Annotated in this window: 9 protein-coding genes and 2 pseudogenes; 10 read left to right on the top strand and 1 reads right to left on the bottom strand. The window is 55.9% G+C overall.

The annotated features are described in order from the left end of the window. Positions 1 to 15: 15 nt before the first annotated feature. Positions 16 to 2,709, bottom strand: coding sequence for a 1-acyl-sn-glycerol-3-phosphate acyltransferase (locus tag ACUVSA_RS11485; RefSeq protein WP_445894924.1), 2,694 nt, complete (start codon positions 2,707 to 2,709; stop codon positions 16 to 18). Positions 2,710 to 2,826: 117 nt separating this feature from the next. Here ACUVSA_RS11485 and recN point away from each other — a divergent pair, with 117 nt between their 5' ends. From recN to ACUVSA_RS11435, 10 genes and pseudogenes are all read left to right on the top strand, one after another. Continuing rightward, a complete protein-coding gene (gene recN, locus ACUVSA_RS11480) occupies positions 2,827 to 4,557 on the top strand; it encodes a DNA repair protein RecN (protein ID WP_445894923.1) in 1,731 nt (576 codons plus the stop codon). Positions 4,558 to 4,656: 99 nt separating this feature from the next. Further along, positions 4,657 to 7,002, top strand: a complete 2,346-nt coding sequence (locus ACUVSA_RS11475; RefSeq protein WP_445894922.1) for a glycosyltransferase family 2 protein — start codon at positions 4,657 to 4,659, stop codon at positions 7,000 to 7,002. Continuing rightward, on the top strand, positions 6,963 to 9,251 hold the full coding sequence (locus tag ACUVSA_RS11470) for a cellulose biosynthesis cyclic di-GMP-binding regulatory protein BcsB (protein WP_445894921.1): 2,289 nt from the start codon (positions 6,963 to 6,965) through the stop codon (positions 9,249 to 9,251). Before ACUVSA_RS11475 ends, ACUVSA_RS11470 begins: the two co-directional genes overlap by 40 nt. Before the next feature lies 1 nt (position 9,252). Then, entirely contained in the window at positions 9,253 to 9,630 is a 378-nt protein-coding gene (locus tag ACUVSA_RS11465) for a glycosyl hydrolase family 8 (protein ID WP_445894920.1), read from the top strand. Beyond that, entirely contained in the window at positions 9,563 to 10,291 is a 729-nt protein-coding gene (locus ACUVSA_RS11460; RefSeq protein ID WP_445894919.1) for a glycosyl hydrolase family 8, read from the top strand. The genes ACUVSA_RS11465 and ACUVSA_RS11460 overlap by 68 nt, the downstream gene beginning before the upstream one ends. 40 nt (positions 10,292 to 10,331) lie before the next feature. Beyond that, positions 10,332 to 11,009: a tetratricopeptide repeat protein gene (locus ACUVSA_RS11455; protein WP_445894918.1), complete on the top strand. Its 678-nt coding sequence runs from the start codon at positions 10,332 to 10,334 to the stop codon at positions 11,007 to 11,009. A gap of 21 nt (positions 11,010 to 11,030) precedes the next feature. Beyond that, positions 11,031 to 13,598 carry a cellulose synthase subunit BcsC-related outer membrane protein gene (locus ACUVSA_RS11450; protein ID WP_445894917.1) on the top strand — a complete coding sequence of 856 codons (2,568 nt, stop codon included), beginning with the start codon at positions 11,031 to 11,033 and terminating at the stop codon, positions 13,596 to 13,598. Positions 13,599 to 13,891: 293 nt separating this feature from the next. Next, positions 13,892 to 14,041: a hypothetical protein gene (locus tag ACUVSA_RS11445; RefSeq protein WP_445892478.1), complete on the top strand. Its 150-nt coding sequence runs from the start codon at positions 13,892 to 13,894 to the stop codon at positions 14,039 to 14,041. A 373-nt stretch (positions 14,042 to 14,414) separates the two neighbouring features. Next, positions 14,415 to 15,158, top strand: a pseudogene (locus ACUVSA_RS11440) (DUF6920 family protein). Positions 15,159 to 15,356: 198 nt separating this feature from the next. Beyond that, positions 15,357 to 15,699: pseudogene (locus ACUVSA_RS11435) on the top strand (hypothetical protein); the annotation flags it as partial.

The raw sequence follows: 15,699 nt of genomic DNA, 5'->3' as shown, positions 1-15,699 counted from the left end.
GGGGCGACGGGCGCCTCACTGCAAAGCCAGATGGGGCGCTCGTAGAAGCCGGCTGATCTGACGGCCATAGTATTGAACCTGCTGACGCTCGGCGGTGTATTCAAACCTTTCCACCGCCCTGTCCTCACCCTTCGAATCGTCCACCCGCCGCTCCAAGAGCCCTTTTTCCACGTAAAAGCTCAGGGCATTACTACAAACGATCTTGGAGATGGACTCGGGTCGTTCGATGAGGCCCATCTTGAGGTGTTTTTCTCCCGCGGAAAGGACCTTCTTGATCAGATCTTTTTCCGTGTAAGGTTTCTTTTGCACGTAGCGCAGGGAGCGCAGAACGAGCCAGTAGGTCTCAAAGAAGTTGCGAATCAGGCCGTGAAAGGCCTGCACGGCCATGAGGCCGCGATGGGTGAGCATGTAGGGCTGGTTCTCGGCGGGTTCCAGGCTTCGCAGCCATCCCAGGGACTCAAAAACGTTGAGAACCTGCTTGGCCAGCTGGTGATCCCGCAGGTCCATGTCGTAAACGAATTCGTACTTAAAAAAGTCCTTCATAAAAGCCAGATCTTCCAAAATATCACCGAGATTGAAACGAAAGGTTTCTTGCCTCAAAATCGACGTGGACACAAAAGCGGCCGGCAGGAAAAAGTGAATGATGTTGTTCTTGTAGTATTCCAGAGTGAGGCGTTTTTCGTCGTCCAGAATGAAGACTTCCTCCTCCAATTCGTCGTCTTCGTCCTTGAGCTGGTCCAGAAGCTTGCTCTTGACCAGGTCCTTGAGCGTATCTTCGATGACCAGATCGTAATTTTGAAAACTTCGAGAAAAGCGCACGCCGTTTTGTTCCAGGTATTGATAGAAGAGCTGAGTTGTTTGGTTGAGTTGTCCAAGGGCCGTGCCTTTGCGCGCTCCGGAAAGCAAAGCGGCGGAGACTAGAGCATGGGGCGTGACCAAGGAGGCTTGGTTGATGTGGGAAATGATGCGAAAGGCAAAATCCCGGTACATAGCGTGACGCACCTTGGACGAAAGGCTTTTGAGGTCGTAGCGGTGGCGTTCCAGATAGCGCTGCAGGGACATGGGTTCTGCGAATCGCACATAGACGCGGCCATAGCGTTTCTTGAGAAAACGCCGTGCCCGTACGAGCTGCCCTAGACTCTCCTCCTTCTTGGCCCCTCCGGTGATCTCATTGACATAGACTTCTTCCTCGGGAATACGGTCGTAGCAAATGGACGTGGGCACAAAGACCAGATCGTCGCAGAAGCCTTCTTCCACGGCCTGAATGAGAATGGCCAAGAGGCCCAGCTTGGGCAGAACCATTTTGCCGGTGCGGCTGCGCCCGCCCTCGATGAAAAACTCAATGTTGTGCCCAAATCGAACCATGGTCTTGACGTAGAGTGAAAAAACCTCGGAATAGAATCGAGCGCCTCTAAAGGTTCTTCGAATGAAAAAGGCGCCGCCTCGGCGAAAGATGGGGCCCAGGGGCCAAAAGGACAGGTTTTTGCCTGCGGCGATGAAGGGGGGGTAGAGGTTGTTGCGAAAGAGGACGTAAGAGAGAATGAGGTAGTCGATGTGGCTTTTGTGGCAGGGCACGTACACCAGTGTATTGTGTCGGGCGGCTTTGCGCACTCGGTGCAGGCTTTCCATGTCCACGTCGATGCCGTCGAAGAGATTGTTCCACATCCAGGTGAGAACCTTTTCGCCCAGCTGAATGAGAGTGTAGCTGTAATCAGCGGCGATTTCTTCCAGGTATTCGTCGGCTTCTTTTCGAATTTTCCATACGGGTTCGCCGGAAGCTTTGGCGCGGCGTTTCATGAAGGATTCCAGCCGCGGGTGGTGCAAAATGATGTCCTTGAGTTCAAGTTTGCTTTTGATTTGCGGACCTACCACGGCGCGTCGAATCTTATTGCCGGACTCGATCAAGTTGCGCCGCAGTTCAAACACCTGCTTGCGTCGTTCCCAGGGATCTTGGGACAGTTCGGCCTGCACATGAAAGAGATCCAAAGGTTCGCCCACTTCAATGGCCGCGAAGGAATAGTTCCGAATAAAGGAGACGAGTTTTCTGACAAGGCCTGGATTTTCCGGATTGCCAAAGACAATGTCCCAAATCCCGCGCCGCTCTTTAAGAGGGGCTCGGCTGTAGAGCAGCACCAGAGGCACTACATAAATGGGGCGGGACATTTCCTGTTGCAGGGTCAGCAAATGGTCCAGGGGATCGTGCTGGACCATGACGGCCCGTTGATAGTAACCTCTTTCCCCCAAAAGAAAAAGCAGTCCTGATTGACCCTGCTGCACCATGTTGCGGTAATAGCCGTGTTCATAAGGATTCGGCACACCGTCTCGGGTAAGGTTTTTCACGAGACGGCGAAGGGCGAGGATGGCGGCATAGGTTCGGGGTTGCCAAAAATAAGGCCGCAGGTCAAAAAGGAATCGTGGCGTAGGCAAGCCCAACTGGTGCAGCCGAAGGCTCACGTAGACGAAGTCCAGCTGGGATCGATGCCGCAGAGCGTAGACAATAACGCCCTTTTGGGCGAGGTTTTCCAAGAGTTTTTGCTGGTCTTCGGGAAAGAAGGTTTTGGCAATGAGTCTTTCAAAGATGGGTCTGAGCAGAAATCGGGGTTTGTCCGGCACAGAAAAGCCAAAGGAGTCGCCCGCCAGGGGTTGCTTGTCTTGTCCTTTGTGGCCGAACAAACGGTTCTTGACGGACTGAAACCAGGTGCTCATCATGCAATCCTTCCCTGCGGGAAAAATGTGACGGTCTTGGCCCTAAGGGCGCAGTAAATTACCAGAAGCTTCTCGTTTTAGGAAAAGTTTTTTCCCGAATCATGCAAGGGAGAGTGTTCCGTGCTCAGTGAACTCGTGGTGCACAACTTTGCCATTATTTCCCGGCTTCACGTGACCTTTGACCCAGGATTTACGGTGATTACCGGCGAAACGGGCGCCGGTAAATCCATTCTGGTGGGTGCCGTGAACTTGATTCTGGGTAGTCGTGCGTCCCAGGACATGATTCGCACCGGCGCGGACGAAACCACTGTGGAAGCCCTTTTTACCTTTGAAAACCCGGACGTTTTGGCTTCACGCCTCAGAGGCCTGGGCGCAGAACCTTCCACGGAGCTTGTGATCAAACGCACGGTGAGTCGTTTAGGAAGAAATCGCGTGTTCATCAATGGGCGCTTGGCCACTCTAGCCCAACTGCAGGCGTTGGCCATGGGGCTCATTTCCATATCCGGCCAGCATGAACACCAGATTCTACTGAATCCGGACATTCATCTGGATCTTCTGGATCAGTACGGAAACCTAGGCGAGGCCGCCTCGAAGGTGGCCAGAGCCTACGCGGAATGGACCCAGCGTCTGGATGCTTTCAGACGCCTTCAGCGCGTGAAGGCGCAACGGCAAGAACAAACGGATTTTCTGCGCTTTCAACTTCAGGAACTGGAGAGAGCTCGTCTTGTTCCATGTGAAGACGAAGAACTGCAGGCGGAGCGCAAGATTTTGCATCACGCGGCCACGCTGCATGAAGCTGCCCAAGCCGCCTATGGGCTTCTTTACCGGGATCACGGTTCGGTTTTGGAGAAATTGGACGAGATCGCCAAACATCTGAAAACCATTGCCGACATCGATCCCACACAAAAACCGGCTCTGGATCATGTGGAACAAGCGCGGATCCATGCGGAAGAATCGAGTTTTCTTGTGCAACATTACGCAGGAAGCATTCGCTTTGATCCCGCCCGGCTTGCGGAAGTGGAAGACCGTTTGGCGGTTTTAGGGCGCTTGGCCAAAAAGTACGGACCCACGGTGGCCGACATGATCCGGAAACGGGACGAGCTTCGAAAGGCGATGGGGGAAAGCGCCGACGTGGACTGGGAAGAATCGGTGCTGCGCAAGGAGGCGAATCAAGCCGAGGAACGCCTGCGGGCTCTTGCCGAAGAACTTTCTCGCCAACGCCAAAGCGTGGCAGAAAAGCTGAGAAGCGAGGTAGAGGAGGTCTTGGCCCTTCTGGATCTTCCCAAAGCGCGTTTTGACGTGATGTTTTCGACGCCACAACAAGATGATCCGGAAAGCTTTTCCAGCCTCGTCAGCGCCAAAGGCATCGATCGCGTGGAATTCCTGCTCTCCGCCAATCCTGGGGAGGAGCTTAAGCCTTTGGCCAAGGTGGCTTCAGGCGGTGAACTGTCCCGCATTCTTCTCGCCCTCAAAACCCTGCTCAGTCGTCAGGGCGAAGCGGAAACCTTGATTTTTGACGAAGTGGATACGGGCATCGGAGGCCGCACAGCCGAACTGGTGGGGCGTCAGCTGCAGCATCTGTCGGAACGATTTCAAGTGCTCTGCATCACGCATCTTCCGCAGATTGCCTGTTTCGGCACCCACCATTATCGTGTGATCAAACACACCTCAGGAGAAACCACCCAAATCGCCATCGCCCGCCTCAGACCTCAGGAACGCGTGGAAGAACTGGCCCGCATGCTGGGCGGTGTGAGCATCACCGAAAAGACACTGGCCCACGCCAAAGAATGGCTGGAGCGGGCGCAACCACCGACTTTCAGAAAATACAATACTTCTGACAAGTCATGCTGATTTCTTTAAAGCTACCTCCTTCATCGGCCGACAGATGAAAAGGACACTCCAGAAGTGACACGTCTTTTTCGTGGAAAAGGGGCTTCAAGGCGACTTCGTATGAAATGGAACACCGTGCCAGAACACATGGGCACAGAGGGGGCTCAACGCTGGATTGTGTGGGTGGCCCTGGCCGTTCTGTGGGCCTATATCGCCTATGCGGCGTCCATTTACCTGGAGCTTCGGGATCAGGTTTTGGTGGGCTGGGGGCTTTTTGCCGTATTGTCGGGTGTTATTCAGCGAAACGGGCGCAGTGTTCCGCTGCGCTTTTTTATCCTGCTTTTGAGTGCCTTTCTTTCCCTTCGTTACTGGATGTTTCGAACCTTTGAGACTCTGAGCTATACCGGGCCGTGGGACTGCGCGGGCATGTTGCTCCTCTACGGCGCCGAAACCTATGGCATCGGTCTCCATCTTTTAGGGCTCTTCGTGAACATCTGGCCTTTGAAAAGGCAAGGTGAACCCTCCCTGCCCGATGATCCGCTGCAGTATCCCAGCGTGGATATTTTGATTCCCACTTACAATGAGCCGGAAGAGATTGTTCGAACCACGGCGGTGGCCTGCACCCTTCTGGATTATCCTCGCGACAAAATGAACATCTACATTTTGGACGACGGCGGCACGGTGGCTCGAAGAAACCACCCGGACCCGGAAAAGGCCCGTGCCGCCCAGATCCGGCACGAGCGCCTTCAAAAGCTGGCCCAGGAAATCGGCGTGCACTACATGACCCGGGATGACAACGTGGACGCCAAAGCGGGCAACATCAATTATGCGCTTCAATGCTTGTGTGCTGCCGATGCCGAAAAGAGAGACGTCCAGAACTTCACGTGCATTAATGCGGGCATTCAGCGTACCTGCAGCGATCTCATTCTCATTTTGGACTGTGACCACGTGCCCACTCGCGATTTTCTCAAAAGAACAGTGCCTTATTTTCTGCACGACGAAAAGCTTTTCCTAGTGCAGACGCCTCACTTTTTCATCAACCCCAGCCCCGTGGAAAAGAACCTGGGCATTCACGGCATGGTGCCCGGAGAAAACGAAATGTTTTACCGGCGCGTTCACCTGGGCCTGGATTTTTGGAATGCGTCGTTCTTTTGCGGTTCCGCAGCACTCATGCGCCGTTGCTGCCTGGCTGAAGTCGGTGGCATTCAAGGGGAAACCATCACGGAGGATGCGGAAACGGCCCTTGAGCTGCACCGGCGTGGGTATCGCAGCGTCTACGTGAGTCGCCCCATGGTCTGTGGGCTGTCTCCTGAAACCTTTGACGCCTTCATTGTGCAACGCACCCGCTGGGCTCAGGGCATGGTTCAGATCTTTTTGCTCAAAAACCCCCTGTTGGCCAAGGGTCTGACGCTCACCCAGAAACTGTGCTACCTGAATTCTTGTTTCTTCTGGTTTTTCGGCTTGGCACGCATCGTCTTTTTCCTGGCGCCCCTGGCGTATCTCGTTTTCGGGCTTCGCGTGTACAACGCCTCAGTGATTCAGGTAATCGCCTATGCCCTGCCCCATCTGTTCGGCTCCACGCTCACAGCTCATTACCTTTACGGCGATGTGCGGCATACACTCTTTTCCGAATTCTTTGAAACCGTTCAGAGCATCTATCTCTTGCCAGCCATTCTTTCCACCTTTAAGAATCCTCGATCGCCACGGTTTAAGGTAACGCCTAAGGGAAAGCACCTGGCGGCCGATGCGCCCAGCCCACTGGGCTATCCGTTCTACGTCATGCTGGTGTTGATTCTGTTGGGCATGGTGGCGGGTTTTAACCGCTGGACAACCTTTCCGCTGGAACGGGACGTGATCATCATTTGCCTTTTCTGGAATGTGTACAATCTGGGCGTCATTCTGCTGTGTCTGGGAGCGGCCTGGGAGCTGCATCAATGGCGCCGCCATCATCGCGTGGTAACCGATGAGCCGGCCGAGCTCATCGGCGGCGATGGGCGGACTCTTTCCGTGCGCATCAGGGATCTGTCTTTGGGAGGGGCTCGCCTGCGTTTGGCCGGTCTGATCGCCTCAACCATTCGGCCGGGTGACGTTTTGACCTTGCGGGCTCAGGACAGTTTCCAAAGGACATACAATCTGGCGGTTCGCATTCTTCGCATGGACCCGTGTGACGTCAAGGGCCAAGAAGAATGCACGGTGGGCTGCCAATGGGTCGAGGAAGGCCTTCAGGCTTTTACGGATCGAGTGGGTTTCATTTACGGGGACAGTGAACGATGGGAGCGGTTTTGGGAATCCAATTCCCGCGCTCGTCTGCCTCTGGGTCATGGATACGCCCTTTTGCTAAGGACTGGAGTACGACGAGCTTTTCATAACCTTTCGGGGACAGTGAAACTGTTGATGCTCTACTGCAGGAGGAAGGCGGAGTTTTTATGGACGCGAGGATTCAAAAGACAGCCCAAGGCTTCGTGAGGCGGGCGGCCTGGGTCGTGGTGCTGGCCATTCTCTGCCCGTTTATGACTTCCACAACGTGGGGCGTTCCAGAACCGGAACCGATGCGTCTACGGGTTCCGTTGCCGCAGCTGGTCCCCGTTTCCGTGCACAAACTGCAAGGGGCTTACAACGGGTTTGACGTGAGCTTGCCTGTTCCCGAACGGTGGCAGGTTCACGACGCCGTGCTGACCTTTTCCTACGTCAATTCTACAGCTCTGCTTCGGCAAAATTCACGCCTGATCGTGAAACTCAACGGCCGCCCTCTGGCCCAGGTCGTTCTGGAACCCCAGGCTCCCGAGGGCCGGGTCTCGGTCCGATTGCCCGCCAATTTGTTGACCCCCGGCTACAACAGTCTATCCTTCAAGGTGACCCAGCATTATGTACTGGACTGCGAAGACCCAACGGCTCCGGAACTCTGGACTACCCTCAAGCTGGACGAAGCTTACGTGGACTGGACGGTGTCCCTAAAACCCATTCCCCTTCGGCTCAGCGCACTTCCCAACGTGGTTTTTGATCCGGTCAATCCCAGGCCGGAGAGGGTCCACATTGCCGTGGCCTCTCCCAGTCAGCATGATACCCGAAGAGCCATGCTGGCGGCATCCGCCGTTGCTTTGCGCTTTGCTTATCGCGCCGTGCAATTTTCGGTTTCTGACACTCTGAAACCCGGGTGCGACAACCTGGTGGTGGGAACACCGGACTTTATCACTCAAGTTTTAGGTGCCTCGGCACCCAATCCGGAAGGTGCCTACCTGGAAGTGCGTTCCATGCCAAGTTCCGCCGGAAAAACAAACGATATCGACCAGACGGAGGATCCCACGCACGCTCTGATCCTGGTGAGCGGGCCGGACGATGCGGCGCTGACCAAGGCGCTTCAGGCCCTGGCCTTTCTCTCCTTTCCTTTTCCGGATAACTCCATGACCTTGGTGCACAACGTGGTTGCGCCGTCAGTGAGTCCTTATGAGTTCCGAGGCATGCTGCAATTGGACCATACCTACACATTCCAGGATCTGGGTTTTTCCAGCGTGACCTTTCAAGGATACCGGCCGGCTCCGTCCATTTTGAGGTTCCGCTTGCCGTCGGATATTTTGATCAAGCCGCATAAATACGCCTCATTGTCCCTGCATGTGGCCTACAGCGCCGGCATGCGGGAAGATTCCGTCCTAGCCCTCTTTCTCAACGGCAAGTTTTTCTTCTCCATTCCATTGAATGAAAAATCGGGTGCCCATTACCAGGGCTATCGCATTTCTTTTCCCACATATTTATTGAGGCCTGGAGACAACGAGCTGGCTTTTCATGCGGTCCTGACGCCGCTCATCACCGGTGAGTGTACCCTTATTCAAACGAACCATCTGCTGCTTACTGTCTTTGACGATTCCACGTTTCAGTTACCCGGTATCTCCCATTGGGCGGCACTGCCCGTCCTGGGACTCTTTTTTAAGGACGGTTTTCCCTTCGCCCGTCATCCGGACGGGCGTGAAGCCGCCCTCTGGATGCCCGTTTCGGATTTCGCTTCCGTGGAAGCGGCCGTCAACCTGGTAGCGCTCATGAGCCAAAAGGTGGGCTATCCTCCGCTGGGTTTGCAGGTCTGGGACCGATTGCCGGAAAGGCCTTCGGTGAACGTTCTGGCCGTCGCGCCCCTGAATGCTTTTCCCGAGGATGTGCTTCAGTCGGCCCCGTATCAGTTGGTGCCTCCCGTTCGCGCAGCCTATCCGGTGGCATCCCCGCCCGCCAGTGTCACGTCTCAAGAAGAGGGATGGATCAATAATTGGCTGCGGCGCCTGTTGGGCCGAACGACCCCGATTCAGGAAACCTCTCAGGCGCGTTTGGCGCGGGCCGATCAAACGGGAGGCCTCTCGCCCAATCGAGCGGCTTTGATGGAATATCGTTTACCTGGCACATCCGACCGAACACTCTTGTTGCTCACCGCCCAGGACGCGAAGGTCGTGGCGCAGGCGGCGCGGTCCCTATGGGAGTACGAAACGCAGGGAGCCTGTCGAGGTGATCTGGTTCTGTTGGACTGGGACGGCCCCAAGACCCGCGTGGAAAGCCTTCGCGTCAGCGCTCCTTACCGAGTAGGAAGTCTGACCTCGTTGACCCGGTTAGACTTTTTCGTTTACACGTATCCGTGGGCTTTCGCTTTATCGGTGCTCGTGGCACTGGCTCTCGTGAGTTTCCTCGTTTACCGTCTCCTCAAAGGGTATCGGCGGAGGCGACTCAGTGCGTCCTAGAATGGTTTTGCTCATCGTGTTGGCGGCTTTTTGGGCCGGATCGGTCGTGGATGGGCGGGCCTTGGACCGCGGTCTGTGGGATGCTTATAAGGATCGCTTTGTGAGCCCGGACGGCCGCATCATCGACCGTGGCAATCGCCAGATGAGCCATTCCGAAGGGCAAGGATATGGCCTGATATTGGCCGTTTCCGCCGATGATCGACCGACTTTCGAACGGATTCGGCAGTGGACTCGAGAGAACCTGCAGGTGCGGGGTTCTGACCACTTATTGGCTTGGGCCTGGGGGGCAGCGACCCAATGGAGAGTGGACCGTGGTGGATCTGAACAATGCCACGGACGGAGACCTGCTGGTCCTTTACGGTCTTCTGAAAGCTTTTGAACGCTGGAACGATCCAGCCTTGCGATCGGAAGCCTTGGAACTGGCCCGCGACATCAAGAAGCACGTGGTGACGAACGTGCAAAATGTCCCGGTGCTTCTCCCCGGCTACTATGGCTTCGTCGATCCCAACGGATTCGTGCTGAACCTCTCCTATTACGTCTACCCCGCCTTGCACACCCTGGCTCGATACGACGACGATCCGATCTGGAACCGTCTTCTCGAAGCCGGCATGGATCTGTTGCATCGAGCGCGCCGCGGTTCCTGGAACCTGCCGCCCGACTGGATTTTGGTGAATGGGGAAGGCTTGAATGTGTTTCAAAAAAGGAGTTCCCGCTTTGGCTACGAAGCCGTCAGAGTGCCTTTGTACCTGGCGTGGATGGATCGGCCAGAAGCCTTGCAGCCGTGGTTGATGGTCCTGGACTGGTTTGACAAGACGGGGTCCTTGCCCCTGTGGGTGGATGTGGTGGACCCGGCGGTGTCCCTAACGGAAGCGCCCGCAGGGTTTTATGCCGTGTGGGCCGTGGCGGCTCAAAGGCTGAACCGACTCGAGGCGGCTGATAAGCTGTGGAAGCGCGCCCGTGAAAAAGTGGAGCGCGAAAAGGACGACTACTACTCAGCGACCTTGTATCTTCTGAGCCTACGGGCTCTGGAAGGACCATGAGGTGAAAAGGTCCATGGCTAACCGAGTTGTGTGCAGGGCCATGAAATGGACGGTAAACCGAGACGTGCTGCAGGTAAAAAGGTCCATGACCGACCGCGCCGTGTGCAGGCCTTTGGATGAAAAGGAGTGGCCGGCTTCATGCCCTGGCGGTCGAGGCAGCATGTGGCTTCGACGGGGTTGTGCGCTGGCTTTGTTTCTCTCGCTGGGACTTTGTGGAACCCCAGGGATTTTGGCGCAAGAGTCCAATCAGGCGGCACTGATTCACGTGGAAAAGAGTGCTCAGGCGCACCTTTTGATGCCGAAACCTTTGGCCGTTCCGGGTCTCCCGAGCCTGCCTTTGGAGGCGTCTCCTCAGGCTGGTGTCAGAAGTTTACAGGTGCAGCCGGAAGAGGGACTTTCCGGCCTTTCCGTGGATATTCCCCGAATTAAACTGACCATCGCCTGGGGCTATTATAATCAAGGCCGGTACCAGGATGCCGCCCTACTGTTTGACGCTCTGACAGGAGAAGACTCGGTGCCGAATGTGGTCGAGGAATCCCGATTGGGACTGGCCTACAGCATGATTCGACTGAACCGTTTGAACGAAGCGGCGCAGCTGCTGGAAGATATGGTCGCCCAAGGGGTTCGCCTTCGAGAAACTGTACCGGCTTTGGTGGAAACCCTTCTGGGGCTCAAACGGTACGCAGACGCCGAAAAGTACCTTCCGCTCCTTCCCTGAACAGAGCCAGGGGAAGCACTCATGATGCGAATCATGCTCCTTGCTGTAGCTGTGTGGGTGACGTGGACGGGACATCTTAGGGCATCCGACGCCGTGCTGCCGTTTGATGACTCTGTTCGAAGGGTTTCAGCCGCAGCTCAAGAACGGGAAGTGGCCAGCGTGCGCGATCGGGCGTCGCTGGAAATCGCCTGGTGGCATTTTCGTGAAGGGCGTCCCCAAAAGGCTCTTGTTTTTTTTGAAGAACTCAGGCGAAGAGGTGAGACCCTTTCCCTTCGTCAGGAAGCCCAGTGGGGCGCGGCGCTCTGCCTGGATCGGTTGCAAAGGCGCAACGAAGCGGCGGCCCTTGTGGAAGACCTGCATCGACAGGGGTACCGCACACGAGAGACCGAAAAATGGCTGGCCCAATACCAGCGGGCCGGCGGCTCTATTCAAAGAAAGCTTCTGGAAGGGCGGATTCGAAGAGAAATCGCAAAGGTCCGTGACGCCGAAGAAGTAGGAACCGTGTCCCGGTTTGTAGAAAAAAATGCAAAGGCTCTTCGCCGTTGCATTGCTCCCGAGGCCTTCTTTGAGGCAGCCCAGGCTCTGCGGCAGAAGGGAGAAGCAGTGCAAGCTTTGCGGATTCAGGAAAAGCTGTTGGATTGCACGGCCCACCGGTATGCCCTCCGCCTGGGCGTGTATTCCGAACTGCTGGAACTTGTACCGGTGGAAAACATGCTGGCGAGATTGCGCTCGGAAAAGGAACGCACGGATATTCCGACCTCGTACCTGGACGGTCTAGCGACCTTAGAAAGAGAAGTTTTGCGGCGTAAGCTTTTTACCATGGCAGAAGGGGCTGAGGACGTGGAAGCCGTGGCACGAGAAATTCTGCAACAAAGCCCCGACGACCCGGACGCCCTGCTCAAGCTAGGTTGGCAAGCTTATCATGCAGGCCGATTTTCAGAAGCGGAAGCGCTTTTTTCGCAACTCCATCGTCGCCATCCTGAACGGCAGGACGCCCTTTTGGGCGTTGCCCACGTGTGCATTGCCCAGCAGAAGTTCGGTGAAGCTCACCAGGTGCTGGAATCTTTAACACCGCCTTACACGAAAGAGCGGCAAAGCGCCCTCTTTCGTCTGCACATGGAAGAGGGGGTTCAGCGTCAGAAAGCAATGGACCTTCAGGGAGCGGAAAATGCATACCGGCGGGCGGCTGAACTTCAGGGGGAAGACGCTGCGCCGTGGCGGGCGCTGGGGTGGGTCCTTCTGGAGCAGGGGCGTGCAACCGAAGCAGCCAAAGCCTTTACGAAAGCTTTGAATGTGGCCATGGAGCCGAGCGATGCCCAAGGGTTGCTCCTTTCGCTGGAGCGGTCCGGCCGATTTGGCGAGGCCTATGATATGGCCGAAGGTCTAAGCCAAAAGGAAGATTCCTCCCTTCGGCAAGTGGCCGTGGAGCATTTTCAAAGAGCCGGCAAGGAACTGCGGGCGGTCTTGGCCTCTGGGCAAGGGCCAAAAGACGCTTCGGGCTGGAGCACATTGGGGGTGTCCTTCATGAGCCGCTCCGGGGATGACGGCACGTCTCGGCTGAAAACGATTCGCATGCCCTGGCGCTGGGCACTTCCTACGAAGGCAGCCTCCTTGTGGACATTTCAGGTGGAAGGGATCTATATGGAGACTGAGCGTCTCCCGGAAAAGCCCTCTGTCGGTTCATCTGGTCTTTTCGACGACATGGCTTTCCAGGCATCGCGATGGGTCACTTCCCAGTGGGTGGTGTCTCCTTCTGTGGCTTACACCAGAGAAGGCGCATGGGATGTTCGAATGGAAGTGGGATTAACCCCACTGGAAGGGCCCGTGGATCCGGAGCCCGTTCTGGCCATGGAACTGTCCCAGCCTCGATGGCGCCTGGAAGCGCACCGAAAATCTGTGGAAGATTCGCTCCTTTCGTGGATTGGGCAACGCGATCCCTATTCGAAGAAAACGTGGGGCCGAGTGCTTCGAACAGGCGGTTCCGTAACCTACAACCATTCCTGGCCTCGAGATATTTGGTCCAGGGTGCGTCTAGGGGCCGACCATTACGGGGGGAAAGGTATGTGGGAGAACTTTGCCGTTTCGGGTGATGCGGCCATGGGGCAAAGTTTTTCCTGGACGGCCGGAACCATATCCCTGGGCGGGTTTGTCGCCGCCGCCCGCTACGAGCGCAACAGCGACTTTTACACCCTGGGCCATGGCGGCTATTTCAGCCCTTCCGTTTTTGTCATGGCAGGCCCGACCCTCCGCTTTCAGACCCATGAAGGCAAACCCTGGTGGCTGGATATCCAGGCCTCGGCAGGCTACCTTGACTACCAGACCGAGAAAAGCCCCGTGTATCCGCGAAAGGACCGCCCCGAGCGCTACGCTGGTGAGCGATTTTCCGGGCTGGGGTATTCGGGATCCTTTAAGGCCGTCCGGTTAATTGCACCTCAGTGGGCCGTGGGAGTGCATCTGGACGTGGACAAGTCCTCCGACTACACCCGCTGGTCTGCCGGCGCAGCCCTCACGTGGTTCTATGACGCCCATACCTCGCTCGGCCGCACAACCCCCCGCTACGACGCCTTCTTTCACCCCGCGGATCGTTAAGTGCTGACTTAAGTCGCCTATGGTGACCTAAGCGCACCACGCACGATGTCAAAGGCTTTTTCAAAGGGCTTACCCAAGCGATGAACCGTAGGGTGTTTGTTATCATTTGCCGCGCAAGGTGATCCTGGAAAAGTTTCTCCTCCTGCTTGACAATTTTGGGGCGATCCAGAGACAAAGACATTGAAGGAGCGGATACGGGAAAGTGGCTCTGCAGAATGCCTGCCGACAAGGTTTCCAAAATCCGCCAAGGCCTGAGCGTGGCACGATGTGGCCATGGCGACAAGGAGCAGTCCATGAGGCTGAAACCCATTGTTTTGACACTGAGCCCGGATGAAGCTCGGGAAGTGGTGCGTATCGACATGGATGGCGACATGCAAGCCGCTTTGAGCTTTGTGCGCACGGTTCTAGCAAAACGAGTCAAGGAAGCCCTGAAGACCCATTGAGTGCCCGTCTTCGAGGCCGGTTACGGCCCCGCGCAAAAAGATCGATTCCACTCCTAGCCCGCTATTAAAGGCAGGATGAACGTTCCACGTAGGTGGATGCCCTTGGGGATTGCGCCAAGGCGGCCCCAGGACTTGAAGATGGCTTTCAGCATGCCTCCGGGATATAAGGGCGAAGCGCTGGAATGACTGTGTTGGGGCATCACGAGCGTCCGTGGCCTGGTTGCTGCGTCATCTTTGCTTGGGGTGGAAATGAGGCGGATGCATGGGATGGAACGTGCTCATGAGTGTTGTCGTCTTGGCGCTCCTTGGAATCTCGTCGATTCTTTAGGGCTCTTTCCGCTGGCAAAGGGAAACGAGAAAGCTTCAGGTTGCCATGGCAGTGGGGCGCATTTTCCTGGCCGGAAAATCGTACGATTCAGGCGAATTGAAGGAACCTCCCGCACCGGTTGAACGTTATTTCCATCGGGTTTTAAAGGCGAAGTCCCCAATGGTGGCGGCTGTGCAAATCCACCACAAGAGAACGTTGAACATGAGCGAAAGCGGCGAAGCGTGGAAATCGTTCAGCTCGATCCAACACGTAGTCATTAGACCTCCAGGTTTTTTCTGGAATGCGCGAATTCGTGTGATGCCGGGACATCCTGTTTTTGTTCGCGATGCCTGCATAGCCGCCAACGGTGTTCTCACGGCCAAGCTCTGGGCTTTGTTGACCATCGTGAAGGAACCGTAGACACCCGAGCTCGCACACGGCCAATTAATGCGCTATCTTGCCGAGGCCGTTTGGTATTCCACGGCGCTTCTTCCCCATCAGGGCCTACAATGGTACCCCGTCGATGCCACCCATGCCCCAGCGACGCTCACAGATGGCAAAACATCCGTCGATTTTACCTTTGCGTTTGGCCATGAGGGGTGGATTTGCTCAGTGTATGCAGAGACCCGCTAAGGCCGGGTGAATGGCAGGTTTGAGGCCACGGCGTGGCAGGGCTGATTCTGGAATTATGAAATGCGAGACGGCATGTGGATACCCATGAGCGCCGAGGGGGCCTGGGTTTTACCTGAGGGGCCGAAGCCCTACTGGCGGGCTCACATCGAGCAGATCGAATACCAACATGGTGTGTGACGAGCGCGCCGCCCATTCCATGGGTCCTCTCGGCTCGAACTCCGGTGGATCTTTATCGTCATAGCTTGTCTGAGAATCGTTTTGTGGGATTTTCGGAACCTGCTACTCGCTATTGCACCGCGCACTACTTCCATAAAATGCGGTCGAGCACGACAGCAAAAGGAGGTTTGCGAGTGCTTGTTTAAGGAGAGCTCTTGCTTGGAAGAGGCTTTCCGGCTGTGCACTGGCCCAAGGCACTTTGGGCTGAAAACACGCTCTCTGACAATCCATTCTGGTGCTGGACCGCCGGCGCTGGATTCGGTTATTCTGATGCAAAAAGGAGGCGTATCGATGGACATCAAAGAAGCCATTCGTGCGGCCATGCAAGAACTTATTGTGCCTGAGCTGGACCAAATCAAAAGGGATCAGGCAGAGACAAAAATTCAAATCGAGGCGATTCACAAACGGCTGGATGATGTGTACATCCATTTGATAGATCAAAGCCGACGCATTGATGCTATTCGCGACGAACTGAGCAAGCGCATTGACGAAACCAATCAGC

The sequence above is a fragment of the Desulfosoma sp. genome, assembly GCF_052743555.1.
This window is presented reverse-complemented; position numbering and strand designations above follow the sequence as displayed.

Coding starts and splice junctions, on each gene's coding strand:
- ACUVSA_RS11455 (WP_445894918.1), top strand. CDS start 10,332: ATGAAATGGACGGTAAACCGAGACGTGCTGCAGGTAAAAAGGTCCATG.
- ACUVSA_RS11465 (WP_445894920.1), top strand. CDS start 9,253: ATGGTTTTGCTCATCGTGTTGGCGGCTTTTTGGGCCGGATCGGTCGTG.
- ACUVSA_RS11475 (WP_445894922.1), top strand. CDS start 4,657: ATGAAATGGAACACCGTGCCAGAACACATGGGCACAGAGGGGGCTCAA.
- ACUVSA_RS11485 (WP_445894924.1), bottom strand. CDS start 2,709: ATGATGAGCACCTGGTTTCAGTCCGTCAAGAACCGTTTGTTCGGCCAC.
- ACUVSA_RS11450 (WP_445894917.1), top strand. CDS start 11,031: ATGATGCGAATCATGCTCCTTGCTGTAGCTGTGTGGGTGACGTGGACG.
- ACUVSA_RS11470 (WP_445894921.1), top strand. CDS start 6,963: ATGGACGCGAGGATTCAAAAGACAGCCCAAGGCTTCGTGAGGCGGGCG.
- ACUVSA_RS11445 (WP_445892478.1), top strand. CDS start 13,892: ATGAGGCTGAAACCCATTGTTTTGACACTGAGCCCGGATGAAGCTCGG.